This window comes from Agrobacterium sp. El2ro-1b (genome assembly GCF_048298475.1).
GTDB lineage: Bacteria > Pseudomonadota > Alphaproteobacteria > Rhizobiales > Rhizobiaceae > Agrobacterium > Agrobacterium fabrum.
Map to the genome: position 1 here is coordinate 2,394,967 of NZ_CP103458.1, position 25,124 is coordinate 2,420,090.

Sequence of the window (25,124 nt, forward strand, 5' to 3'; positions counted from 1 at the left end):
CCGATCACGCTCCCGGATTGTTGAAGACCCAGTTATAGGGCTTCACATCGACGCTTTCGAACAGGCCGGCCTTGGCATAGGGATCAGCATCGGCGAGAGCCTTCGCCGCTTCGATATCAGCAGCCTCCACGATGACGAGGCTGCCATTCGGCTTGCCTTCGGCATCCAGAAACGGGCCGGCGATCTTCAGCGTGCCTTCGGCATTCAGCTTGTTCAGATGTTCCAGATGGGCGGGGCGCGTTTCCATGCGCACGTTCAGATGGCCGGGCTTGTCCTTGCAGATAAAGGCAAACAGCATTGTCGTCTCCTTGCTAGAGCATGTCTCCCAAATGGGTCAGCGGTTTTGGGACCAGGACATGCGTAAAATATTATTCGGCCGCCCCACCTCATTCGGTGGTGATCGGCCGTGTCATCAATTGTTGCATGGCGCTCGCCACATCCAGATTGCCATCGATAATGGCGGCCACCGCCTCGGTCACCGGCATGTCGACAGCATGGTGTTCGCCGAGCCGGGCGGCAACGGCTGCAGCAAAGGCACCCTCCACCAGCCCGCCGGACGTGTCCTTGCCCTCACCCCGGCCAAGCGCGATGCCGAAACGCAGGTTGCGTGACTGGTGGCTGGTCGCCGTCAGCACCAGATCGCCAAGGCCGGAAAGACCGCGCACCGTATCGGCCTTGCCGCCCATGGCGACGATGAGACGCGACATTTCGGCAAGCCCGCGCGAAATCAGCGCTGCCCGGGCGGAATCCCCGAGCCCAGCGCCTTCGACGATACCGGCGGCGATGGCGAGAACATTCTTCAGCGCGCCGCCGAGCTGCACGCCGATGCGGTCTGTCGAGGCATAAAGCCGGAAGGTCCTGCCGGAAATCGTGGTCGCCAGCCGGTCGGCAACCGCGGCGTCCTCCGCCGCAATCGCCATGGCGGTCGGCAAGCCGCGCGCGATATCGGCAGCAAAGCCCGGCCCGGACAGAACAGCAATGGGATGATGCGGCAGTTCCGTCTCCAGAAGTTCCGTCAGCAGCCGACCGGAGCTGCGGTCGATACCCTTCGCGCAGGTGACGATGATAGAGTCACTAGCCAGATAAGGGCAATAGTGCCGCGCGGCGTCGGCATGGGCCTGCGAAGGCATGGCGAACAACACAATACTGGCGTCAGCCAGCACGTCAGGCTCGGCCGAGAATTCAAGTGTATCCGGCAGCTCCACGCCCGGTAGGGCGGCCTCGTGTACGCGTTCATTCCTTAGATCGGCTATCAGCGACGGATCGCGGCCGAGCAGGGTCACATCATGCCGGTTTTCCAGCGCGATGACGACGGCAAGCGCGGTTCCGAAGGCACCGGCGCCAATGACGACGATTTTCTCCCGCTGCATCAGGCCTTGGCTCCTCTTTTACCGAAACCGATCAATGTCTCTGCACTGCCGTCAAGCGGCCAGCGAGAGCGCGGCGCGACCTCAAGCGCATCGGGTTGCCTGCCGTCCGCCATGCGCTCCAGCCCCGCCCAGGCAATCATCGCAGCATTATCGGTGCAAAGCCGATGTGGCGGCGCGACGAAGCGGAAGCCGTGTGTATCGCAAAGTGCCTGCAGGGTCTGGCGGATTTCCTGGTTGGCGGCTACGCCGCCGGCCACGACAAGAGCCGGTTCTCCATGGAGATGCGGAAATTCTTCTTTGAAACGCGCAAGGCCACGGCCGATACGGTCTTTCAGGGTGCGCGACACCGCCTTCTGGAAGGAGGCGCAGATATCGGCAATATCCTGCTCCGAAAGCGGCGCGATGGCGGTCGCGGCCTGCCGCACCGCTGTCTTCAGGCCGGAGAAGGAAAAATCCAAACGGGTTTCGCCGACCATCGGGCGCGGCAACGGAAACCGGTTCGGGTCACCCTTCGCTGCCGCCTTCTCAACCGCTGGCCCGCCGGGATAAGGCAAACCGAGAAGCTTCGCGGTCTTGTCGAAAGCTTCACCCAAAGCGTCATCGATGGTGGTGCCCCAGCGCTCGTACTCGCCAACGCCACGCACCAGCACCAGCTGGGTATGGCCGCCTGAAACCAGCAGCATCAGATAGGGAAAAGACAGACCGTCGGTCAGCCGCGCCGTCAGCGCGTGGCCTTCCAGATGGTTGATGGCGTAAAGCGGTTTGCCGGCCGCTTTGGCGATGGCCTTGCCGGTCATCAGCCCCACCAGCAGCCCGCCGATGAGCCCAGGGCCGGAGGTGGCGGCAATGGCATCGACATCGGCAAGGGTGACGCCTGCCTGTTCCAGCGCCTCTTCCACCAGCGTATCCAGCGCCTCGACATGGGCGCGCGCGGCAATTTCCGGCACCACACCGCCATAGGCACTGTGTTCCTCAAGCTGCGACAAAACGACGTCGGAGACGATCTCACCACGCCCGTCCGCATGCCGAACCACAATGGATGCAGCGGTTTCGTCACAGCTTGTCTCTATGCCGAGGATACGAAGAAAGGGGGTCATCAAATCTGTTCGTTCATTGCGATCATGCGCGGAGTTGGTCTAAGACAACTCCGGTAACAATGGATAGACGCGGATGCAAACAAAACCTTTCCGAATCGGCACGCGCGGCAGCCCGCTGGCGCTCGCACAGGCTTATGAGACCCGCAGCCGGCTGATGGCGGCGCATGGTCTGCCGGAAGAGATGTTCGAAATCGTCGTGCTATCCACCAAGGGCGACCGGATTACCGACCGCGCTCTGTCGGAAATCGGCGGCAAGGGCCTGTTCACGGAGGAACTGGAAAACCAGCTCCTGTCCGGCGAACTCGATATCGCCGTGCACTCCTCCAAGGACATGCCGACGGTTTTGCCTGAGGGCCTCTATCTTTCCGCTTTCCTGCCGCGTGAAGACATGCGCGACGCCTTCATCGGCCGCACGGCACCGAAGCTTCTGGAGCTGCCGCAGGGCGCCGTTGTCGGCTCCGCATCTCTGCGCCGCCAGGCGCTGATCCGCCGCCTGCGCCCGGATCTCAGCGTCATCGTTTTCCGCGGTCTGGTCGACACGCGCCTGCGCAAGCTCGAAGAAGGCCAGGCGGACGCCACACTTCTTGCCTTTGCCGGCCTGAAGCGGCTCGGCAAGGACAACGTGCCGACGGAAATTCTCGATCCAAAAGAATTCCCGCCAGCTCCAGCCCAAGGCGCGATCGGGGTCGAAAGCCGCATCGGTGACGCCCGCATGGATAAATTGCTGGCTCCCATAAACGACAGGCCCACCTATGACGCCGTGACCTGTGAGCGTGCCTTTCTGGCAGCGCTTGACGGTTCCTGTCGTACCCCCATTGCCGGTTACGCCACCTGCGAAGGTGATAACCTGCATTTTTCCGGCCTGATCCTTACCCCCGATGGCCAGATAAGCCACGGCGTCGAAATCTCCGGCAACTGCAGGGACGCTTTGATACTGGGGAAAAAGGCCGGCGAAGAGGTGCGCGCCAAAGCGGGCAGCAATTTCTTCGAAGGCTGGAGCTGAGCCGGTGCGGATCGTCGTCACCCGGCCGCAGCGTTCGGGCGAACGGACGGCCGCAAAGCTTGAAGCGCTTGGCCATGCGCCGGTGCTTCTTCCGCTGTTTCATCCCGTCCATCATGGCGAACGCGCCACCTCGGCGCTGTCCGATCCGGCTGGCGCCATCGCGGTGACCAGCGCCGAAGCCTTGCGGGCGCTGGCAACGTGCGAAGAACAGCTTACCACCTATCTGTCGAAACCGCTTTTCGCCGTCGGCGGGGCAACGGCGGAAGCAGCGCAAAAAACCGGCTTCGAGCAGATATTCACTGCCTCAGGAGATGCTCTGGGTCTGACCGCGCTGGTGAAACAGCACCGCGCTTTTTTGACCGAAGAAGAACCCTTGCTCTACCTCGCCGGCCGGCCGCGTGGCTCCGTCTTCGAAGAGGGCCTTGCCGCCGCGGGCATTCCCTTCAGAACGGTCGACTGTTACGAGATGCTGCCCTCGGATATCTCTGAAAACACGCTCGAAACGACGCTTCTCGACACGACCGCCGATATGGTCCTGCTCTATTCCTCTGAAGCGGCGCGGGCCTTTTTCCGCCATGTATCGGCGGACAGATACGTGACGGCGCTGGCGGCGACAAAATTTATCTGCATCAGCCGCAACGTGCTGTCTCTGGTTCCGGAAATCTTCCGTGCCAATGCCAAGGCCACCGAAGAGCCGAGCGAGGCCGCGATGTTCGAACTTCTGCACCATAACTCTGGAACCTAATTCGACCTCGCCTCTTTCCTTTGCCGCCGTCACTGACTAGGTTTAGAGTATTGCAGGCAGAAATGAGGTTGTCATGGTATCGGGAAAGCCGCCACGCCACTCCAAGTCCAAAGCCGAACCGGTCACAATCGACCTGGACGCGAAAGACGTGAAAGCAATTTCTGCCGAGGGAGACGCTGCCAGGACGGACGACAAGGCGGGTGACCAAACGCCGGTCGCAACCGCAGAGCCGGGCGTTGAAGAGACAAAGCCCGCAGCAGCCGCTGGCAATCCCCCGCCAGTCTGGGACCAGCCGCCCAAAACCCCTCTCGAGCCTGAGCCCAACGTCGGCAAGACGGAGGTAGAACCTTCCGCGCCGAAGGCAGAAAGCCCTGCGGACAAGCCAAAAGAGCCCGTTTCACCAGCTCCCGTACCGCCAAAAGCCGATGCCAAGCCGGCAACGAGCGCGTACGGGGCGAGCGCCTCTTCGGCTGCTGGAGCCGCTTCGAAACCGGCCTTTGGCTCCACAGCCTCCACCAGCGCATCCGGCAGCGCCGCCGCCGCTGCAAAACCCTCAACGGCCACCGCCTCATCTGGACCGGCCAAACCCTCCACACCACAACAGGCGGAGCGTAAACAGGCCGCAACCTCGGGTCTGATCGCCGCCGGCATCGTTGGCGGCCTGGTGGCGCTGGCGGCCGCTGGCAGCATGCAATATGCAGGCATTCTGCCTTCCTTTACCGCGGGCGGGGCCGGAAGCGATGAAATCGCGGCCCTGAAATCCGATATCGGCGGCCTGCGACAGCAGCTCGCCAATGCTCCGGCGGCAGACACATCGGCGCTGGAACAGCGCATCGCAACGCTGGAATCCGCGAAAAGTGAAGCGCCGCAGGTAGATGGGCTTTCGGAAAAAGTCACCGCTCTGGAAGCTGCCCTGCAATCGGAGCGATCCGCGCAGGCCTCCGCCACATCAGAACTGACGCGCCGCCTTGCGAATGCGGAAACCAAGCTCAACGAGCCGCGCGACGATATCGAAGTCGCCCGCGCCATTGCATCGGCCGCACTGAAGGCAGCGATCGATCGCGGTGGTCCGTTCCTCACAGAACTCGACACGCTCTCCAAGGTGACGCCTGACGATCCGGCCATCGCATCGCTGCAATCCTTCGCCGCCACGGGCGTGCCGTCGCGTTCGGAGCTGATGCAGAAATTCCCTGATGTCGCCAATGTGATGCTGTCGGCCATCAACCAGCCCGACCCCAATCAGGGCATCATGGAACGCCTGACCGAAAGCGCCTTCTCGCTGGTGAAGGTTCGTCCGGTTGGAAATATCGAGGGTGAGACCCCCGACGCGATGATCGCGCGTATGGAAAACAAGCTGCGCAATGGCGATCTGCAAGGTGCGGCACTTGAATGGAACGGGCTTCCCGAGGCCGCCAAGACGGCATCCGCCGATTACAAGAAATCTCTGGATGCGCGTATCGAGGTCGAAAATCTGGTGGGCGGTACGTTGAACCGTGCCATCACCAGCACCGGCAGGCAGGGGTAAGCGCATGACCAGAATTCTGACTTTCGCCGTTATCGTTCTGGCGCTTGGTTTCGGTTTCTCTTGGCTGGCGGACAGGCCGGGCGCGCTTTCCATCGTCTGGCAGGGCCAGCTGATCGAAATGAGCCTGATGGTCGCCGCCTCGATTATCGCGGCGCTGGTTGCCGCCGTCATGCTCATCTGGTGGGTCGTTAACGCCGTCTGGACCTCACCCAATGCCGCTCGCCGCTATTTCCGCGCCCGCAAGCGTGACCGCGGTTATCAGGCCCTGTCCACCGGCCTCATCGCCGCCGGCGCTGGCAATGCCATCCTCGCCCGCAAGATGACGGCACGCACACAGGGTCTGCTCAGCGCCGATCAGGAGCCGCTGATCCACCTGCTCGATGCACAGGCCGATCTCATCGAAGGCAAATATGACGAGGCGCGCCGCAAATTCGAGGCCATGGCCCGCGACCCGGAAACCCGAGAACTTGGCCTTCGTGGCCTTTACATCGAAGCCCGCCGTCAGGGCGCTTATGAAGCCGCCCAGCAATATGCCGAGGACGCAGCGGAAAAGGCCCCCTATCTGCCGTGGGCTGCGCAGGCGACGCTGGAAAACCGTTGTCGCAACGGACAATGGGACGACGCCATCCGCCTGCTAGACCAGCAGAAGGCGGCAAGCGTGATCGAGCGTGGTGAAGCGGAACGGCTGAAAGCCGTGCTTCTCACCGCCAAGGCCGGCGAAAAACTGGAAAGCGATCCGGTGAGTGCGCGAGAGGATGCCAAGCATGCTCTCAAGCTCGCAAAGGGCCTCGTTCCGGCAGCGCTGATCGCGGCAAAATCCCATCTGCGCGAGGACAATCTGCGCAAGGCGGCCACGGTTCTGGAACCCGTTTGGAAGAACGACCCGCATCCGCAAATCGCCGAGCTTTATGTCCGCGCCCGCAGCGGGGATACTGCCATTGACCGGCTGAAACGCGCCGAGCGGCTGGAAAGCCTGAAACCCAACAATATCGAATCGCTGTTCGCCGTGGCGCAGGCAGCGCTCGACGCCAAGGAATTCGCCAAGGCGCGGGCCAAGGCCGAGGCAGCCGCGCGGATCGAGCCGCGCGAAAGCATCTTCCTGCTGATGGCCGACATCGAGGAGGCCGAAACCGGTGATCAGGGCCGGGTGCGCTACTGGATGGCACAGGCGCTGCGCGCGCCGCGGGACCCCGCCTGGGTGGCCGATGGCATCGTTTCTGAAAAATGGCTGCCGGTTTCGCCCGTCACCGGCCGTCTGGATGCCTTCGAATGGAAAGCGCCTTTTGGCCAGCTCGAAGGACCCGTCGAAGACCTGACAATCGAAAATGCGATTGCCGCAGCACCCGCAAGGGCCGAACCGGCTGTAAAGACAATCATTGTCGACGCCGCCCCGGAGGCCCCCCGTGCGGAGCCGAAACCCGTCCCGGCCACGCCGATTGAGGTGAAGCCGATCGTCTCCACGCCGAAAGAGAATAAGGCCGTCCCGATCGAAGCGCCGGTGGAAACCGATGCGTCGGATAAAAAGGCCGACGCCGTGCCGTTTTTCGGCGGCGCGCCGGATGATCCGGGTGTCAAGAAACCCGGCTCGGAAGCCGAACCCAAGACCCGGCTCAAACTCTTCTGACCAACAGGCTATCGATGTTCCAGCAAATACAGTCGTTTATTCAGAACCTCGTCGGCCCGAATGCGGGTGATTTCAGCCCTGATGATCTGAGGGTAGCGGTGGCCGCTCTCTGTTTCCAGGTGATGGAAGCGGATGGCACCGTCTCGAAAAGCGAGCGTCACCGCCTGCGCGAGATTCTGCACGAATACTACAATCTCGATGGCGGCAAGCTCGATGCCCTTCTCACCGCCGGTCAGGAGGCCGGCAAGGAGGCCGTCGATTATTACCGCTTCACCGCCGATATCCGCCGCCATCTCGATGAAGATCAGCGCGTGGAGCTTATTGGAATATTATGGGATATTGTTTACGCTGACGGCGAACGAAGCGAAATGGAAGATCATGTGATCTGGCGGGTAGCCGATCTGCTTGGTGTTTCCGTGCGCGACAGGGTTCTGCAACGTCAGCAGGCCGCCACGAGGTCCGGGCCCGCTGAAGAAAGCGAAAACGAAGACGATGCTGTTTGACCCCTCCAGGCAACAGAGAGAACAACCTTCGCTGCTAGTCGTCCTGCATCAGGAACGTTCCACGCCCGGCCGCGTCGGCCAGATACTGGTGGAAAAAGGGTACCGCCTCGACATAAGACGCCCCGCACTGGGTGATGATTTGCCACAGACGCTGGAACGCCATGCCGGCGCCATCATCTTCGGCGGCCCGATGAGCGCGAATGATCCGCATGATTATGTCAAAGCCGAAATCGACTGGCTGAAGGTGCCGCTGAAGGAAAACAAACCCTTTCTCGGCATCTGTCTCGGCGCGCAGATGCTGTCCAAACATCTGGGCGGTAAGGTCGAGGCCGACAGGGACGGCAAGGTGGAAATCGGCTGGTATCCACTTCACGCCACCGAACACGGGCGTCTTTTGATGCCGCATTGGCCGAAGATGGTCTATCATTTTCACAAGGAGGGGTTCGAACTGCCGCGCGGCGCCGAGCTTCTGGCTTCAGGCGAGACCTATCCCAACCAGGCCTATCGTTATGGAAAAAATGCCTGGGGCTTGCAGTTTCACGCCGAACTCACGCGCGCCATGATGCATAGCTGGGTGGTGCGCGGCGCGCAACGTTTCGGAATGCCGAATGCGCAGGTGGGCAGCCAGCATCTGGAAGGCCGCATGCTGTTCGACACACCGCTCCGGGCATGGCTTGGCAATTTTCTCGATCTGGTCTTTGAAGGCAAGGCGCAGCGCTGAGACCTTACAGGGTCATTGCGGCGCGTCCAGATTGTCAATCTTGCGCAGCTTGGAAAAACCAAGCGCCCAGATAACTGCCACCGCAAGCGTCCCTGCCCCGCCGATAACGACGGCCGGCACAGCACCCACGACATGGGCCATGGTGCCGGCGCGGAACTCACCCAATTCGTTCGATGCGCCGACAAATACCATGTTCACGGCATTCACGCGCCCGCGCACCTCATCCGGCGTCCAGAGCGCAATCAGGGTCTCGCGCACATAAACCGACACCATGTCGGATGCACCCATGACCACCAGCGCGGCGATGGACAGCCACGCGGTTTGCGAGAGCCCGAAGACCACGGTGGAAACACCGAAGAGGCCGACGCCGACGAACATCAGCAGACCGGCACGGTGCCGGATAGGCTTGAACGCCAGAATAACCGCAACCGTGATCGCCCCGATACCGGGTGCCGCGCGCAAAAGCCCGAGACCCCAGGGTCCGAGTGTCAGCACTTCCTTGGCAAAGATCGGCATCAACGCAACAGCACCGCCCAACAGGACAGCGAAAAGGTCGAGCGAGATCGCGCCGAGGACGATCTTCTCCTGCGAGATGAATTTGAACCCGGCCAGCATGGTTTCCAGGTTGATGGCTTTTGCCGGCCCGCGTTGTTCCGGCTTGCGGATCGCCACCGCAAGCGTTGCGGACACGATGAACAGCACGAACGCCACGCTATAGGCGACGGACGCGCCGAGGCCATAAAGCAGGCCACCGGCAACCGGGCCGAGGATCGACGCCATCTGCCAGGAGGACGAATTCCACGCGATTGCGTTTGGCAAATCTTCGACGGGCACGAGATTGGGCGCCAGCGACTGGACCGCAGGCCCCATGAAGGCCCGCTCAATGCCGAAGACGACGAGAATGGCGAAGACCGGCCAGGGGGAAAAGCTATGCGTCAGCGTGAGGCCGAGGAGCGCCACAGCACAAAGCGCCGCCATCAGCAGACATATGGCCATGATGCGCCGGCGATTGTGCCGGTCGGCGACCGTTCCCGTGACAAGGATCAGAAGCAGCGACGGCAGAAACTGGAAAAGACCGATCAGGCCGAGATAAAAGGCGTTGCCTGTCACCTCATACATCTGCCAGCCGACGGAAACGCTGACGATCTGGATGGCGAAGGCCGAAAAAAACCGGGCGCTGAAGAAGCGGCGATAGGAACTATGCCGGAATGCGCCAAAGCGGTTTTCGGCAGAAGGCAGGGACGACATCGGCTGGGTGCTCGCGAGACAAGATCAGAGCTTTGCAATAGAGCGATATGACAAGAATCGCCAGCCCTCAACAGCGGGAGGGCGAAAAGTATGAGGGGCTTTCGTCTGGAATCCCGCGCAAAGCCTTGAATCGGATTATGATGACCGCCGGTCGATCAGACCAAAGATCATTACGATCTGGCGGAACACTTGCCGGTTCACGCGTCAATGTCTAAATGTCTTGCAACCAAGATACGGAGATATTGATGCTTGCCCTGTTTCAGACCATCGATCTGGCCTTGAACCTCTATACGTGGGTGCTGATTGCCAGCGCTATTTTTTCCTGGCTTTACGCCTTCAACGTCATCAATTCCCGCAACCAGTTCGTGAACGCCATCGGGAGTTTCCTGGTCAATGTCACGGAACCGGCCCTGCGCCCCATCCGCCGCATTCTGCCCAATCTCGGCGGTATCGACATCTCGCCGATCATCCTGCTGCTGATCATCTTCTTCATCCGCTCCTTCATGTGGAACACGCTTTACCCGATGACCGTTTGAGCGGCCCTTGGCGAAAACACGATGATCATATCCGCCTGTCTGTTCGCCTGACGCCGAACGGCGGGCGTGATGCAATTGACGGCGTGGAGCAGGATGCGGACGGGAACGCGCATCTGAAAGCCCGTGTCAGCGCCGTGCCGGAAGGCGGCAAGGCGAACAAGGCCCTCATTGTTTTGCTGGCGAAAAAACTCGGCCTCCCCAAATCTTCCATCACCTTCATTTCAGGCGAAACAGCGCGCAAAAAAGTCCTCCGGATCGATACCGACCCGGAGGATTTCGAAAAGCTTATTAAAAAGCTGGCGGTTTAGGCCTGTCAGCCCTGCGTCTTGTAACGCTCGATGGCTTCGACGATCAGCTTCTTGGCGACGTCGACATCCTGCCAACCGCCCATCTTCACCCACTTGCCGGGCTCCAGATCCTTGTAGTGCTCGAAGAAGTGCTCGATCTGCTTCAGCGTGATTTCCGGCAGGTCGGTGTAGTTATGGACCTTGTCGTAACGCTGCGTCAGCTTCGGAGCCGGCACGGCGAGGATCTTCTCGTCCTTGCCACCATCATCTTCCATGATCATCACGCCGATAGGGCGGACATTGATCACGCAGCCGGGAACCAGCGGACGGGTGTTGCAGATGAGAACGTCGATCGGGTCGCCATCGTCGGACAGCGTGTGCGGCACAAAGCCATAGTTACCCGGATAGGTCATCGGCGTGTAGAGGAAGCGATCAACGATCAGCGCACCCGCGTCCTTGTCCATCTCGTACTTGATCGGATGGCCACCGACCGGCACTTCAACGATAACGTTTATGTCATCCGGCGGGTTCTTGCCTATGGAAATTGCATCGATACGCATTCGCTTCCCTCAATTCGACGGGTTGGATTTGGTTTTCGATACTGGGAAAGTCGCCGTATTGCAACATGGCTTTGAGCGGATAAGACAGAATGCCGGATTTGAGGTTATCGCAAATACGCATGGCGGCCGCAAAAAACCACACCATCACGTAATCCGTCCGCAACTCTTGTCAGTTCCAGACGAAACCGACCTTGCGTAACGACTTGCCACCGAAATCTTCCATGCCTTCGGCAATGTCGCGGCCGCCATGCGAACGGAAGAACCGATTGGCGACGTCACTGTCTTCGAGGCACCAAACGACGATGCCATTGCAGCCAAGCGATGTCAGCAGCCTGCGGGCCTCCGTAAACAGCAGCGAGCCGAGCCCGATGCCCTGATATTCCGGTCGCAGATAAAGTTCGTAAATCTCGCCGTCATGCGGCAGCCCGCGCGCGCGGCTAAGACCGAGCGTCGCATATCCGGCAACCACACCGGCCACTTCCACCACCAGCATGGTGGCAGAGCCTCTGGTCGCCTTCTTCCACCAGCCTTCACCCCGGCGCTCCAGCATCTGCGTCAACGGCCGGTGCGGAATAAGCCCCGCATAGGCCTGTTGCCACGACAGACGGTGCGCTTCGGAGATGGCGCGCGCATCATGCGGCTCGGCACGGCGAACATCGATGGATAACGTTTTCATAACGCGATTCTGGCCCCGGCTGCGGAAACTTGCCAGTCATAAAGGTTAACGCCGGCAGGCTTACCCACAGCCTATTCATGTGGACGACCAGGAAAAATTAACGCATCCTTAACCTTTCGCACAAGCTCCTTTCGACTCATGCACACATAAAAACGAATGCATAAAAAAACCCGGCTCAAGGCCGGGTTTTTCAAATTCGTGCCGACTAGCCGCAATCAGATTGCGAGCTTGGCCTTTTCAAAACGCTTGCGGTCGTTTGCGTCGAGGAACATCTTGCGCAGACGGATCGACTTCGGCGTCACTTCCATCAGCTCGTCTTCCTGGATCCAGGAAAGAGCGCGGTCGAGCGTCATGCGGATCGGCGGCGTCAGCTTGACAGCTTCATCCTTGCCGGCGGCGCGGATGTTGGTCAGCTGCTTGCCCTTCAGCACGTTCACTTCGAGATCGTTGTCGCGCGTGTGAATACCGATGATCATGCCGGCGTAAACCTTCTCACCCGGCTCGATGATCATCGGACCGCGATCTTCCAGGTTGAACATGGCATAGGCAACAGCCTCGCCGGAACCATTGGACAGGAGAACGCCGTTGACGCGACCGGCAATCTGGCCCTTGAAGGGCTGATAGTCATGGAACAGACGGTTCATGATGGCCGTACCGCGCGTGTCGGTCAGCAGTTCCGACTGGTAGCCGATCAGGCCACGGGTCGGAGCGTAGAACTTCAGACGAACGCGATTGCCGCCGGAAGGACGAAGCTCGGCCATTTCAGCCTTGCGCTCGGACATCTTCTGAACGACGACACCGGAATGCTCTTCATCAACGTCGATCACGACTTCTTCGATCGGCTCCAGCAGGGTGCCGTTCTCATCCTTGTGCATCACGACGCGAGGACGCGAAACGGCAAGCTCGAAGCCTTCGCGACGCATGGTTTCGATCAGAACCGCCAGCTGCAATTCGCCACGACCGGAAACGAAGAACGAATCCTTGCCTTCGGCCTCTTCGATCTTCAACGCGACGTTGCCTTCGGCTTCCTTGAACAGGCGGTCGCGGATAACGCGGCTCGTGACCTTGTCGCCTTCGGTGCCGGCAAGCGGGCTGTCGTTGACGATGAAGGACATGGTAACGGTCGGCGGATCGATCGGCTGCGCAGTCATCGCCTCGGTGACGGACGGATCGCAGAAGGTATCGGCGACGGTACCCTTGGAAAGACCGGCAATGGCAACGATGTCGCCCGCATGGGCTTCGTCGATTGCCGTGCGCTCGATACCGCGGAAGGCGAGGATCTTGGAAATACGACCGGTTTCGATCAGCTTGCCGTCCTGACCCAGAACCTTCACAGCCTGGTTCGGCTTGATCGAACCGGAAGCGATGCGGCCGGTGATGATACGGCCGAGGAAGGGGTTTGCTTCAAGGATCGTGCCGATCAGGCGGAACGGACCTTCTTCAACCTTGGGCTCCGGAACATGTTCGAGAACCAGATCGAGCAACGGTGCGAGACCCTGATCCTTCGGCCCTTCCGGGTTGACGTTCATCCAGCCGTCACGACCAGAACCGTAGAGAATCGGGAAGTCGAGCTGCTCGTCCGTGGCGTCGAGGTTTGCGAAGAGGTCGAAGACTTCGTTGATGACTTCCTCATGGCGGCCATCCGGACGGTCGATCTTGTTGATCGCAACGATCGGGCGAAGACCAACCTTCAGCGCCTTGCTGACCACGAACTTGGTCTGCGGCATCGGGCCTTCGGAACTATCGACCAGAACGATCGCGCCATCCACCATCGACAGGATACGCTCGACTTCGCCGCCGAAGTCGGCGTGGCCGGGGGTGTCGACGATGTTGATGCGAACACCCTTCCACTCCACCGAGGTCGCCTTGGCGAGAATGGTGATGCCGCGTTCCTTTTCGAGGTCGTTGCTGTCCATCACGCGCTCAGCCACGCGCTGGTTATCGCGGAACGAGCCGGACTGCTTCAGAAGCTCGTCCACGAGCGTCGTTTTTCCATGGTCAACGTGCGCGATGATCGCGATGTTGCGAAGTGCCATTGTTCAAAATCTCTGAGGTTGGGCGCCATAATGATGAGAAACGCCAATTTAGTTTGGCGCGCTCATAACCTTTTTTTTGCAAATGCGAAAGGGGGGGCTCATGTCATAAGCCCCCTGCGCTGAGGTTCTAGCTGAGAATTATGACAGTCTCTTATACGAGACCGCGCTTCGAAAGCATCGCATCCGGGCTCGGCATCTTGCCGCGGAACGCGAGATAGGCTTCTTCAGGATCGATCGAGCCCCCGACGGAATAGATATTATCCTTCAGCCGGCGCGCCATCTCGCCATCAAAAGCATTGCCGGTTTCCTCAAAGGCGGCAAAGGCATCGGCGTCGAGAACTTCCGACCACATGTAGGAATAATAACCGGCGGAATAACCGTCGCCCGAAAACACATGCTGGAAATGCGGCGTCGCGTGCCGCATGACGATGGATTTCGGCATATTGAGGCCAGACAGAACCTCAGCCTGAACCGCCATCGGATCGGCAACGCTGTCACGGGTGTGAAACGCCATGTCGACGATCGCCGAAGAGGTGAATTCCACCGTGTTGAAACCGGCATTGAAGGTTTGCGCGGCCAGAACCTTGTCCAGCAGCGCCTTCGGCATCGGCGCGCCGGTTTCGTAATGGAGGGCGTATTTTTCCAGAATTTCCGGCACCGTCAGCCAATGTTCGTAAAGCTGCGACGGCAATTCGACGAAATCGCGCGAGACGCCCGTTCCGGATACCGAGGGGTAGGTGACATCGGACAACATGCCATGCAAGGCGTGGCCGAATTCATGGAACAGCGTGCGCGCATCGTCGAGCGAAAGCAGCGCGGGTTTCCCTTCGGCCGGTTTCGCGAAATTGCAGACATTGTAGATGATCGGGATTTCACCGACCGTGCCGTTCTTCAGCGGCAGCTTGTGCTGCGACTGGAAGGAACTCATCCATGCGCCTGATCGCTTGGAGGGGCGGGCGAAATAGTCGCCGAGGAACATGGCCTTCAGATCGCCCTTATCATCGCGGATTTCGAAAATCCGCACATCCGGGTGGTAGCCCGCAACACCCTTCACTTCGACCGCATGAATTCCAAACAGCCGCCCTGCCACATCGAAACAGGCTTCAATGATCTTTTCCAGCTGCAGATAAGGCTTCAATTCCGCCTCGGAGAAATTGAACTTCTGTGCCCGGAGCTTTTCCGCATAATGCCGCCAGTCCCACGGCAGCACCTCATGGTTTTTCCCTTCCTCGGCGATGATGGCGGCAAGTTCAGCCTCTTCCTCGCCCGCCCGTTGAACGGCCTTTTCCCAGACCTGGCCGAGAAGACCGTTTACCGCATCCGGTGTCTTCGCCATCGTATCATCGAGCTTATAGGCAGCAAAATTCGCATAACCGAGAAGCCTTGCCTTCTCCTCGCGCAGTTCGAGCGTGCGGCGAACGATCTCGCGATTGTCGGTTTCGCCGCCATTTTCGCCCCGCGCCACCCAGGCCTTGAAGGCCTGTTCGCGCAGGTCGCGTCGTTCGGAAAAGGTGAGGAATGGCTCAATGATCGAGCGGGAAAGGGTAACGGCAAATTTGCCATCCTCGCCATGTTCGCGGGCAGCACCTGCCATCGCATCGCGCAGAAAACCGGGAATGCCCGCAAGCTCTTCCTCCGTGGAAAGCAGAAGCTTCCAGTTCTTTTCATCCGCCAGCACATTCTGCCCGAATTTCGCGCCGAGACCGGCGAGTTCCTCATTGATCGCAGCCAGCCGCTCCTGCCGATCCCTGGGCAATTTGGCACCAGAGCGCACGAAACCCTTCCAGTGTCGTTCTAGAACGCGGCTCTGTTCGCCCGTCAGCCCAAGCGCCTCCCGCTTTTCCCACAATGTGTCGATCCGCTTGAACAGGGCCTCATTCATGCCGATCTTGGAATAATGCCGTGACATTTTCGGTGCGATTTCCCGCTCCAGAGCCTGGATTACAGCATTTGTGTTGGCGCCGGCTCTGTTCCAGAACAGCGACGAGATACGCGAGAGATCGTCACCGGCGATTTCCAGTGCAGAGACGGTATTTTCGAAACTCGGCGCCCGCGCATTGCCGGCAATCGCATCGATTTCCTGTTCGTGGGCCGGAAAGGCGGCATCGAAGGCCGGCGCGAAATCCTCATCCTTGACCGCATCGAATTTCGGCAGACCATTATGACCGTTCCAGTCAACGAGTGCGGGATAAAGCGCGGTCTTCAATGGCATTTCATCTTCCTTGTGCAATTCCGTTTCAAACCCATATGGGCATGCCTCCACCGCCAATTCAATATGCCGGACGGTGATGACGCACGATGCCGATTTCGGCCCTGTGTTTTTTGCTTCGGCGTAACAATCGTCGACTATATTGCCGAATATCCCGCAATTGAACTGACGCATGTTTTACTCGATTTTCGACAATATGATTTGTGCACCATTGATTATCGCCCGGAATTTAGTAAGGCTGACTTACAAAAAGGCGAAGCATGGGCACGAAACGCGAAAAAGATTCACTGGCATTTCTGCTAAACAGCGGCGCACGCCTGCTGAACAGTGCTTTTGAGCGCCGAATTTCTGAAGCCGGACTAGGCCTGACCCCCGGCGAAGCACGCGCATTGCTAACGGTTGCCGTCGTGGATGGCAGCAAGCAGTCGGATATTGCCGCCCGTCTCGGCATCGAGCCCATGACGATATGCGCCTATCTCGACAAGCTGCAATCCCTCGATCTCATCGAACGCCAGCAGGACCCGCTGGACAGACGATCGAAACGCATAGTGCTGACAAAAAACTCCACCGACATGCTGGAAGCCGTGCGCCAGGAAATCGATGAACTGGTCCGTCACGCTACGCGCGGCCTGAACGAAGAAGAAGTCGCGCTTTTCCGCGGCTTCCTGCAGACACTTCGCGACAATCTCCAGCCTGAACAGCCGGGCCAGAGCTGCTGACCGCAATGCCGCCAGAATCGATCATGTCGACAAAACGAGCTGCGCCTCGGTTATCGGTTCGCCCTTGACCGGTTTCGGCATCATTATCCCGGTGATGGAATTCACCGCCGTTGCCAGCTACATCACCTTCCGCATCGTCTCCGGAAGCAAGACATGAAAAACCCGCCGGCGTCACCGCCCGCGGGTTTCATAATCTTCACGTCAGCAGAATTACTTGCTGAGGTTACGCTTGGCGAGCGTGCGCAGGCGCAGCGCATTGAGCTTGATGAAGCCAGCAGCATCCTTCTGGTCATAAGCGCCGTGATCATCCTCGAAGGTCACCAGCGCGTCGGAATAGAGCGACTTCTCGCTCTCGCGGCCGGTTACCATGACATTGCCCTTGTAGAGCTTCAGTGTCACTTCGCCTTCGACGTGTTCCTGGCTCTTGTCGATCAGGGCCTGCAGCATTTCGCGCTCCGGCGAGAACCAGAAACCGTAATAGATAAGCTCGGCGTAACGCGGCATCAGATCGTCCTTGAGATGCGCGGCACCCCGGTCGAGCGTGATGGATTCGATGGCGCGGTGCGCAGCCAGCAGGATGGTGCCGCCGGGCGTCTCGTAAACGCCGCGCGACTTCATGCCGACGAAACGGTTCTCGACCAGATCGAGACGGCCAATGCCGTTCTCACGACCGTAATTGTTGAGCGCGGCAAGAAGCGTTGCCGGCGACATTTCAACGCCGTTGATGGAGCAGGCATCGCCCTTGCGGAAACCGACCTTGATGACGGTCGCCTTGTCCGGAGCCGCTTCCGGGGAAATGGTGCGCATATGCACATATTCAGGCGCTTCCACCGCCGGGTCTTCTAGAACCTTGCCCTCGGAAGAGGAGTGCAGCAGATTGGCGTCGACGGAGAATGGCGCTTCGCCCTTCTTGTCCTTGGCGACCGGAATCTGGTGCTGTTCGGCGAAGTTCAGGAGGTCGGTACGGCTCTTGAACGTCCAGTCACGCCACGGAGCAATGATCTTGATGTCAGGGTTCAGCGCATAGGCCGAAAGCTCGAAACGGACCTGATCGTTGCCCTTGCCGGTGGCGCCATGGGCGATGGCGTCAGCGCCGGTCTTCTTGGCGATCTCGATCAGGTGCTTGGAAATCAGCGGACGGGCAATCGACGTGCCGAGCAGATAGACGCCTTCGTAAACGGCGTTGGCACGGAACATCGGGAACACGAAATCACGCACGAACTCTTCGCGGACGTCCTCGACGAAGATTTCCTTGATGCCCAGCATCTCGGCCTTCTTGCGTGCCGGCTCAAGCTCTTCGCCCTGGCCGAGATCGGCGGTGAAGGTAACGACTTCAGCGCCGAGTTCTGTCTGAAGCCACTTCAGGATGATCGAGGTGTCGAGGCCGCCGGAATAGGCGAGAACGACTTTCTTAACGTCTTTCGGGAGTGCCATAGTGATGTCCATCTGCATGATGACGGCATCAGGGCACCGCCATTTCCTTGGGATTTCGGCACTTTTACAGTGCAACCCGAAATGTGTGAAGCGCTTTTCCGTGAGATAAGCGACAAAACAATTGATGGGCAGGCATGACGATGGGTGAGACCGGCCACGCCGTTGGGAACGAAGCAATTGTCATATGCATTTAAAAAATTCGCGCTTTATCATAAAGCGGCGCGATCGACTTGAAGACCGTGAATGAAGCCACTCAGGTTCAGGCAACGTTGCAAACCGCTGGAAACAGCAGAAACGACGCGAAGGAGAAACCTATGACGACCATCCACCCCGCATTCAAGGAAGATAATGTCGCTGTCATCACTGGTGCGGCGTCCGGCATCGGATTAGCCGCCGCCCGCAAATTCGCCGGTTTCGGCATGAGCGTCGTGCTCGTCGATCTCGATGGCGAAAAGCTCGCCGCAGCGCATGCGGATATTCTGGCCGTCGCCAAGGATGGCGAAGCGCAGATCGTCGCCATCCCGACTGACGTCTCGAAACTCGATGAGCTGGAGGCGCTGGAACGTGCCGTGATCCAGCGTTTTGGGCGCGTCCACGTTCTCATGAACAATGCCGGCATCCAACCAGGCAGCGCCATCTTCGGGCCGCAGGCCAACTGGGAAAAGATTATCGGCGTCAATCTGATGGGCGTCGTGAATGGCAGCCGCGTCTTCGGCCAGGGCATGATCACCCATGGCGAACCGTCGCTGATCATCAATACCGGCTCGAAACAGGGCATCACCACGCCTCCGGGCGATCCGGCCTATAACGTCTCGAAATCAGGTGTGAAAACCTTCACGGAAGCACTTCAGCACGAATTGCGCAATATTCCGAACGGCGCGGTTTCCGCCCACCTGCTAATCCCCGGTTTCGTCTTCACCGGCCTGACTGCTCATGGCCGGACGGAAAAGCCGCAGGGCGCCTGGACCGGTGAGCAAACCGTCGATTTCATGATCGAGAGTATCGGCCGCGGCGATTTCTACATTCTCTGCCCTGACGGCGAGGTGGACCGCCCGACGGATGAGAAGCGCATTCTCTGGGCGGCCCAGGACATCATCCAGAACCGCCCGCCGCTCTCACGCTGGCACACGGAATATTCCGCCGCCTTCACCAGCTTCCTGAAAAACTGAAATTCCAGCCGCCATTCCTAAAAGGGTGCGGCGGCTATTTTCCCGTTGCAGGCATGTCATCAGTCAAAAACATTGGCAGAAACACGAAACCGCGTTAAGCAACCGCAATCTCCAGATTTTACGGGTGCCGCGATGGATTTCGTTCCGAGCCTGCCGACATTAATCACCTTCACCATTGCCATTCTGCTTCTGGCGGTGACGCCGGGTCCTGACATGACGCTCTGGATCAGCCGCTCGCTGCGCGAAGGCCGGGCGGCGGGCTTCATGACGCTGGTGGGGACCAATATCGGCATTACCGTGCATACGATGCTGGTCGCTTTCGGCGTCGCAGCCCTCATCGTCGCCTCGCCGACCGCCTTCATGATCCTGAAAACCGGTGGTGCGGCCTATCTGGTCTGGCTCGCCATACAGGCGATCCGCAAGGGCTCGGATTTCGTGATGGTGAAAAGCACCGGCGAAAAGGCGCAGGCCTCCCTGAAGTCAGCCCTCCTGAACGGTATCTGGGTCAATCTGCTGAACCCCAAGGTCATCATCTTTTTTATGACCTTCCTGCCGCAATTCGTCAGCGCAACCGATCCGCACGTCACCGGCAAGCTGATCTTCCTCGGCATCTGGTCCATCATCGTGGCGCTGCCGATCGGCATCGGCATCGTTGTTGCCGCCGATGTTCTTTCCGCCTGGCTGCAGCGCAACCGAAAAGTTCTGCGCGGACTCGATTATACGATCGCCGGTGTCTTCTCGCTTTTCGCGGTCAAGATTTTCTTCACCCAAACGCGCTGAGGGCTAAAAAAAAGGCGCCGAAAGGCGCCTTTTTGCAATCAGCCGATCAACAGCTCGTCATCGTCAAGCGTCTGGCCGCGTATCTTGCGGAACATCTCGATCAGGTCTTCGACCTCGAGATCCTTGCGGCTGTCACCGGAGACATCGAGCACGATTTCGCCCGCATGCAACATGATCGTTCGCGTACCATAATCCAGCGCCTGACGCATGGAATGGGTGACCATCAGGGTCGTCAGCTTGCGCTCCGACACAACCTTGCGGGTCAGTTCCATCACGAATTCCGCCATGCCGGGATCAAGTGCTGCCGTATGTTCATCCAGCAGCAGCACATCCGAACCTGATAGCGTTGCCATGACAAGCGAAACGGCCTGCCTCTGCCCACCCGACAGAAGGTCCATACGGTCCTTCAGACGATTTTCCAGACCGAGATTGAGCGAAGCGATACGTTCCCTGAAGAAATCCCGCCTGCCGCGTCCAAGCGCCGACGACAACCCGCGACGCTCGCCGCGAGACGCCGCAAGCGCCAGGTTCTCCTCGATGGTGAGCGCACCGCAGCTTCCCGCCAGCGGGTCCTGAAACACGCGCGCTACCCGTCCCGCCCGGCTGGCGGTCGGCTTGCGGGTGACATCGGCGCCGCCGATCATCACCTTGCCTGCCGTTGGCAGAACATCGCCGGCCAGAACACCGAGAAGCGTGGATTTGCCCGCACCATTGGAGCCGATGACCGTGACGAAGGAACCATCCTCGATGGTAAGATCGATCTTGGCCAGCGCCTGCTTTTGCAGCGGCGTGCCGCGCCCGAAGACGACCTGAATGTCGGAAAGCGAAATCACGATGTTGCTCCCCCACGGCGCAGTCGCGGCAGGATCAATGCGATGGCCACCAATACCGCCGTTACGAAATTGAGATCGGACGCCTTGAGACCCAGCACATCGCTCGACAGGGCAAGCTGGATGGCGAGACGATAGGCGATGGAGCCGAAGACACAGCCGATGAGCGCGATCAGGATGCCGCGTGCGCCAAACAACGTCTCACCGATGATGACGGCCGCAAGCCCGACGACGATGGTACCGACCCCGGAGGTCACATCCGCAAAACCATTGGTCTGCGCAAACAATGCGCCGCCGAGAGCCACCAGCGCATTGGAAAGCGCCATGCCGAGATAGATCTGGTTTCCGGTCTTCACACCCTGCGCCCGCGCCATCCGCGCATTGGCGCCGGTCGCCCGCATGGCAAGACCCGCATCGCTTTCAAGAAAACGCCAGACGAAAATGACAGCGATCAGCACCAGCACGCCGACAAAGAGCGGCCGCACCAGATATTCGGAAAGGCCAAGGCCGTAAAACGGCGATACCATCGTGCCCTGATTGAGCAGCGCCACATTCGGCTTTCCCATCACCCTGAGATTGACGGAAAACAGCGCGATCATCGTCAGGATCGAGGCAAGCAGGTTGAGGATCTTGAAACGAACGTTGAGCGTTGCGGTCACCATGCCCGCGGCAGCGCCAGCAACCATGGCAATCGCTGTCGCGACCCAGGCATTCAGACCGGCGATGATCAGCACGGCAGCCACGGCAGCGCCAAGCGGAAACGAACCGTCCACGGTCAGGTCGGGAAAATCAAGTACGCGGAAAGCGAGATAGACGCCGATCGCCACGAAAGCGAAGACCAGTCCCAGCTCCACGGCACCCCAGAAGGCGATTTGGCTCACGGTAATGTCCTTGTTATTGCCGCCATCAGGCGGATACGGGCACCGTCTCGTGCCACGTAAAACGGGCGGCGAAATACCGCCGCCCGCAATTCAGTCTGGTTTCGGTTCAGTCGATGACCTTAGTGGCGCGCTTCGTCACGCTTTCAGGGAAGGTGACGCCAACTTTTTCGGCAACCTTCTTGTTGATGACGAGGTCCGTACCAACAGCCACGGTGGCCGGAATATCGCCCGGCTTTTCACCCTTGAGGATGCGGACAACAACGGCGCCGGTCTGCTTGCCAACGTCGAAATAGTTGAAGCCGAGGGCTGCAACCGCGCCACGGGCAACGGAATCCGTATCTGCGGCGTAAAGCGGGATCTTCGCCTCGGAGGCAACACCGGCTACCGCTTCGAAAGCGGAAACGATGGTGTTGTCGGTCGGAACGTAGATCACGTCAGCCTTGCCGACCAGCGCGCGCGTTGCGCCCTGAACTTCAGCGGACTTGGTGGCGACGGATTCGATAACCTTCAGGCCGGCCTTGTCAGCTTCGGCCTTCAGCAGGGCGAGCGTCGAGGCGGAGTTGGCTTCGGCCGAGTTGTAGATGAAGCCGATGGACTTGGCGTTCGGGGAGATTTCCTTGATGAGCGCCAGATGTTCGCCAACCGGCAGCATGTCGGAAAGGCCGGTCACGTTGCCGCCGGGCTTTTCCATGCTCTTGATAAGCTGTGCGCCGACCGGATCGGAAACAGCCGTGAAGACGACCGGAATGTCGCGCGTGGCCGCAACGACAGCCTGGGCCGACGGCGTCGAGATCGGCACGATGACGGCAGGGGCGTCGCCGACGAACTGGCGCGCAATCTGCGCTGCGGTGCCGGGATTGCCCTGTGCGGACTCGTAAAGGAACTTGAGGTTTTCGCCTTCCTTGTAACCGGCCTCAGTAAGGGCAGCCTTCACGCCGTCACGGGCAGCGTCGAGCGCCGGATGTTCAACAATGGCGGTGACGGCAACGGTAACGTTTTCAGCCTTGGCCGGCAGAACGATGGCGCTCGCGGCAGCGAGAGCCAGAATGAATGCGCGCATGGATATCCTCCTGTTGGTTCCCTGTTTTCGTCTTTCTAGGAACAAGACAGACCGAAATCAATCGGAGAACCGCCGGAAAGCCAGCTTTATGGCGCAATTGCGGCTTATTCAGTCATCTGCGCCGTGGTTGGCGATCATCATCGCCTCAAAAGCCAGTCTTTCGGTCTTGCGCATGCGTTCCGATTCCGACTTCAACTGGCCGCAGGCGGCGAGAATGTCGCGGCCGCGCGGTGTGCGGATCGGCGAAGCATAACCCGCCTGATTGATGAAGTCGGCGAATTTTTCGATCTGCGCCCACTCCGAGCACTGGTAGTTCGTGCCCGGCCAGGGATTGAACGGAATGAGATTGATCTTGGCCGGAACGCCTTTCAGCAGCTGAACCAGCATCTTGGCGTCCTCCAGGCTGTCATTGACATCCTTCAGCATCACATATTCGAAGGTGATGCGGCGGGCATTGGAAACACCGGGATAGTTGCGGCAGGCCTCGATCAGCTCCTTCAGCGGATATTTTTTGTTGATCGGCACCAGCATGTCGCGCAGATCATCACGCACCGCATGCAGTGAAATCGCCAGCATCACGCCGATCTCGTCGCCCGTGCGGAAGATTTCCGGCACGACGCCCGAGGTGGAGAGCGTCACCCGCCGCTTGGAAAGCGACAGGCCGTCACCATCGGTGGCGATCAGAAGTGCTGTCTTCACATGCTCGAAATTATAGAGCGGCTCGCCCATGCCCATCATCACGATGTTGGAGACCTTGCGGCCTTCGCTCGGCACATAGGCGCCGACCGGCGTCGACCCATCAGGGAAGTCACCCAGCCGGTCGCGGGCGAGCAAAAGCTGGGAGAGAATTTCCTCCGCCGTCAAGTTGCGCACCAGCCGCTGCGTGCCGGTGTGACAGAAAGAGCAGGTCAGCGAACAGCCGACCTGGCTCGATATGCACAACGTGCCGCGTCCCTCTTCGGGAATATAGACCGTCTCGATCTCGACGGGACGGCCAGCGCCGCGCGGCGGAAAACGCATCAGCCATTTGCGGGTGCCGTCATTGGAGATCTGCTCCTCGACGATTTCCGGGCGGGCGATGGTGAAGGCCGCTTTCAGCTTCTCGCGAAGTTCCTTGGCGACATTGGTCATATTGTCGAAATCGGAGACGCCGCGCACGTAAAGCCAGTTCCACAACTGGCTGACGCGCATTTTCACCTGCTTCTGCGGCACACCGATCTCGGCCAGGGCCTCGCCCATTTCATCACGCGTCAGGCCGATCAGCGACGGCTTGCCGGACATGAGATCGCTGTTGGCGATCAACGGGGTTTTGACTGCCAGGCCGGCAGGAGCTTGCATTACGGACATCACGTTATCCCATCGTTCCATGCATCGCACGACCGCCTGTCGGAAAGGCGAAAAATCGTCTGCATGTCGAGAAAATCAAAGGCGGAGCACTTTTCGCGCATCCGCCTGTCAATGTTGCCGCGCCTTTAGCATCAAACTGGCAAAAACGCAAATGGCCGGTCGAGGACCGGCCAATCACAAATCTGACAAAGCGTCAGGATTACTTGCAGCTCTCGATCTGTTTGAAAGCAGCCGAGATGCCCGACAGCGAATAGGAATAGGACGTCGCAGTGCCACGGCCGGAAACCGCCTTGACGGTCATCGACTTGCCGCCCTTCATGGCGGCGACGAGAGCCGGTTCTTCAGCGGCGTTTTCAACCCAGGCAGCCTTGTCCTTGGTGAACATGACGAAGTTCTTGTTGTCGATCGTCACATTGACCTTGGAGCCCTGCTTCAGCGGATAACCCACCATGGCCTGCGGCTCGTAGGAGATGTTCTGGCCGGGACGCTGCGAGACGATGAAGAAAATATCACCATGGTCAACGCTTGCCGGTTCCTTGGAGGTGGGGATGGAAAGAACGTAGCAGACGGTGCTGTTGCCCGATTTGTACGAATAGGCACCCCAGGCATTGAACTGCTGGATGCGCGTGGGCGACTGTGCAGATGCTACGCCGACGCTGGTCAGCAAAATGGCCGCTGCGGTTGCTACACTTCTTACAAACATAGAATTTCCTGCCGGGTTATTGTCTTCCATTGGCCCGAAGCAGCGGCGAGCCCAGATTCTG

25 protein-coding genes are annotated in these 25,124 nt (G+C 59.5%); 11 read left to right on the forward strand and 14 right to left on the reverse strand.

The annotated features are described in order from the left end of the window. Positions 1 to 4 precede the first annotated feature (4 nt). From NYR50_RS11810 to tsaD, 3 genes are all read right to left on the reverse strand, one after another. A complete protein-coding gene (locus tag NYR50_RS11810) occupies positions 5 to 298 on the reverse strand; it encodes a YciI-like protein (protein WP_006310800.1) in 294 nt (97 codons plus the stop codon). Between the two features lie 88 nt (positions 299 to 386). Continuing rightward, positions 387 to 1,370 (reverse strand): NAD(P)H-dependent glycerol-3-phosphate dehydrogenase, encoded by a 984-nt coding sequence (locus NYR50_RS11815; RefSeq protein WP_418136068.1) that lies wholly within the window; start codon positions 1,368 to 1,370, stop codon positions 387 to 389. Then, positions 1,370 to 2,467, reverse strand: a complete 1,098-nt coding sequence (gene tsaD, locus NYR50_RS11820) for a tRNA (adenosine(37)-N6)-threonylcarbamoyltransferase complex transferase subunit TsaD (RefSeq protein ID WP_418136069.1) — start codon at positions 2,465 to 2,467, stop codon at positions 1,370 to 1,372. The genes NYR50_RS11815 and tsaD overlap by 1 nt, the downstream gene beginning before the upstream one ends. A 73-nt stretch (positions 2,468 to 2,540) precedes the next feature. On the opposite strand from tsaD, the gene hemC reads away from it, so the two are divergent. The 6 genes from hemC (at position 2,541) to NYR50_RS11850 (ending at position 8,588) form a co-directional block, all read left to right on the forward strand. Further along, on the forward strand, positions 2,541 to 3,470 hold the full coding sequence (gene hemC, locus NYR50_RS11825; RefSeq protein ID WP_418136070.1) for a hydroxymethylbilane synthase: 930 nt from the start codon (positions 2,541 to 2,543) through the stop codon (positions 3,468 to 3,470). A gap of 4 nt (positions 3,471 to 3,474) precedes the next feature. Beyond that, the gene (locus tag NYR50_RS11830; protein ID WP_418136071.1) at positions 3,475 to 4,215 is read left to right on the forward strand and encodes a uroporphyrinogen-III synthase; all 741 of its coding nucleotides are present in this window, start codon (positions 3,475 to 3,477) and stop codon (positions 4,213 to 4,215) included. A gap of 73 nt (positions 4,216 to 4,288) precedes the next feature. Beyond that, positions 4,289 to 5,740: a COG4223 family protein gene (locus NYR50_RS11835; RefSeq protein WP_418136072.1), complete on the forward strand. Its 1,452-nt coding sequence runs from the start codon at positions 4,289 to 4,291 to the stop codon at positions 5,738 to 5,740. Between the two features lie 4 nt (positions 5,741 to 5,744). Further along, the gene (locus NYR50_RS11840; RefSeq protein ID WP_418136073.1) at positions 5,745 to 7,364 is read left to right on the forward strand and encodes a heme biosynthesis protein HemY; all 1,620 of its coding nucleotides are present in this window, start codon (positions 5,745 to 5,747) and stop codon (positions 7,362 to 7,364) included. Between the two features lie 14 nt (positions 7,365 to 7,378). Further along, positions 7,379 to 7,867: a TerB family tellurite resistance protein gene (locus NYR50_RS11845; RefSeq protein WP_174020870.1), complete on the forward strand. Its 489-nt coding sequence runs from the start codon at positions 7,379 to 7,381 to the stop codon at positions 7,865 to 7,867. Next, positions 7,857 to 8,588 (forward strand): glutamine amidotransferase, encoded by a 732-nt coding sequence (locus NYR50_RS11850; RefSeq protein ID WP_006310819.1) that lies wholly within the window; start codon positions 7,857 to 7,859, stop codon positions 8,586 to 8,588. The genes NYR50_RS11845 and NYR50_RS11850 overlap by 11 nt, the downstream gene beginning before the upstream one ends. Before the next feature lie 12 nt (positions 8,589 to 8,600). Here NYR50_RS11850 and NYR50_RS11855 read toward each other — a convergent pair whose 3' ends face one another. After that, entirely contained in the window at positions 8,601 to 9,836 is a 1,236-nt protein-coding gene (locus tag NYR50_RS11855) for an MFS transporter (RefSeq protein ID WP_418136074.1), read from the reverse strand. A 245-nt stretch (positions 9,837 to 10,081) separates the two neighbouring features. On the opposite strand from NYR50_RS11855, the gene NYR50_RS11860 reads away from it, so the two are divergent. Further along, the gene (locus NYR50_RS11860) at positions 10,082 to 10,372 is read left to right on the forward strand and encodes a YggT family protein (protein WP_003492418.1); all 291 of its coding nucleotides are present in this window, start codon (positions 10,082 to 10,084) and stop codon (positions 10,370 to 10,372) included. Continuing rightward, a complete protein-coding gene (locus NYR50_RS11865; RefSeq protein WP_418136075.1) occupies positions 10,369 to 10,680 on the forward strand; it encodes a DUF167 domain-containing protein in 312 nt (103 codons plus the stop codon). Before NYR50_RS11860 ends, NYR50_RS11865 begins: the two co-directional genes overlap by 4 nt. Before the next feature lie 5 nt (positions 10,681 to 10,685). On the opposite strand, the gene ppa is transcribed toward NYR50_RS11865, so the two are convergent. The 4 genes from ppa to NYR50_RS11885 form a co-directional block, all read right to left on the reverse strand. Next, on the reverse strand, positions 10,686 to 11,219 hold the full coding sequence (gene ppa, locus NYR50_RS11870) for an inorganic diphosphatase (protein WP_006310823.1): 534 nt from the start codon (positions 11,217 to 11,219) through the stop codon (positions 10,686 to 10,688). A 169-nt stretch (positions 11,220 to 11,388) separates the two neighbouring features. Beyond that, entirely contained in the window at positions 11,389 to 11,895 is a 507-nt protein-coding gene (locus NYR50_RS11875) for a GNAT family N-acetyltransferase (protein WP_080827119.1), read from the reverse strand. Between the two features lie 215 nt (positions 11,896 to 12,110). Beyond that, positions 12,111 to 13,931, reverse strand: coding sequence for a translational GTPase TypA (gene typA, locus NYR50_RS11880; protein WP_174009412.1), 1,821 nt, complete (start codon positions 13,929 to 13,931; stop codon positions 12,111 to 12,113). 151 nt (positions 13,932 to 14,082) lie between these two features. Further along, a complete protein-coding gene (locus tag NYR50_RS11885; protein ID WP_418136076.1) occupies positions 14,083 to 16,143 on the reverse strand; it encodes a M3 family metallopeptidase in 2,061 nt (686 codons plus the stop codon). A gap of 257 nt (positions 16,144 to 16,400) precedes the next feature. Between NYR50_RS11885 and NYR50_RS11890 the strand changes: the two genes are divergently transcribed. Next, positions 16,401 to 16,859 (forward strand): MarR family winged helix-turn-helix transcriptional regulator, encoded by a 459-nt coding sequence (locus NYR50_RS11890; protein WP_174009414.1) that lies wholly within the window; start codon positions 16,401 to 16,403, stop codon positions 16,857 to 16,859. Between the two features lie 210 nt (positions 16,860 to 17,069). Here the strand turns inward: NYR50_RS11890 and NYR50_RS11895 are convergent, their stop codons facing one another. After that, entirely contained in the window at positions 17,070 to 18,293 is a 1,224-nt protein-coding gene (locus NYR50_RS11895; RefSeq protein WP_174009415.1) for an argininosuccinate synthase, read from the reverse strand. 314 nt (positions 18,294 to 18,607) lie between these two features. Between NYR50_RS11895 and NYR50_RS11900 the strand changes: the two genes are divergently transcribed. After that, a complete protein-coding gene (locus tag NYR50_RS11900) occupies positions 18,608 to 19,462 on the forward strand; it encodes an SDR family NAD(P)-dependent oxidoreductase (RefSeq protein WP_418136077.1) in 855 nt (284 codons plus the stop codon). A 132-nt stretch (positions 19,463 to 19,594) separates the two neighbouring features. Next, positions 19,595 to 20,242, forward strand: coding sequence for a LysE family translocator (locus NYR50_RS11905; protein WP_418136078.1), 648 nt, complete (start codon positions 19,595 to 19,597; stop codon positions 20,240 to 20,242). A gap of 38 nt (positions 20,243 to 20,280) precedes the next feature. Here NYR50_RS11905 and NYR50_RS11910 read toward each other — a convergent pair whose 3' ends face one another. From NYR50_RS11910 to NYR50_RS11930, 5 genes are all read right to left on the reverse strand, one after another. Next, positions 20,281 to 21,075 (reverse strand): ABC transporter ATP-binding protein, encoded by a 795-nt coding sequence (locus tag NYR50_RS11910; protein WP_006310835.1) that lies wholly within the window; start codon positions 21,073 to 21,075, stop codon positions 20,281 to 20,283. Beyond that, positions 21,072 to 21,953, reverse strand: a complete 882-nt coding sequence (locus tag NYR50_RS11915) for an ABC transporter permease (protein ID WP_418136079.1) — start codon at positions 21,951 to 21,953, stop codon at positions 21,072 to 21,074. The genes NYR50_RS11910 and NYR50_RS11915 overlap by 4 nt, the downstream gene beginning before the upstream one ends. Before the next feature lie 106 nt (positions 21,954 to 22,059). Beyond that, complete coding sequence (locus NYR50_RS11920) at positions 22,060 to 23,013, reverse strand: ABC transporter substrate-binding protein (RefSeq protein ID WP_418136080.1); 954 nt, start codon at positions 23,011 to 23,013, stop codon at positions 22,060 to 22,062. 108 nt (positions 23,014 to 23,121) lie between these two features. Continuing rightward, positions 23,122 to 24,294, reverse strand: coding sequence for a 23S rRNA (adenine(2503)-C(2))-methyltransferase RlmN (rlmN, locus tag NYR50_RS11925; RefSeq protein WP_418137297.1), 1,173 nt, complete (start codon positions 24,292 to 24,294; stop codon positions 23,122 to 23,124). Between the two features lie 265 nt (positions 24,295 to 24,559). Beyond that, on the reverse strand, positions 24,560 to 25,063 hold the full coding sequence (locus NYR50_RS11930) for an invasion associated locus B family protein (RefSeq protein WP_080827110.1): 504 nt from the start codon (positions 25,061 to 25,063) through the stop codon (positions 24,560 to 24,562). Positions 25,064 to 25,124 lie beyond the last annotated feature (61 nt).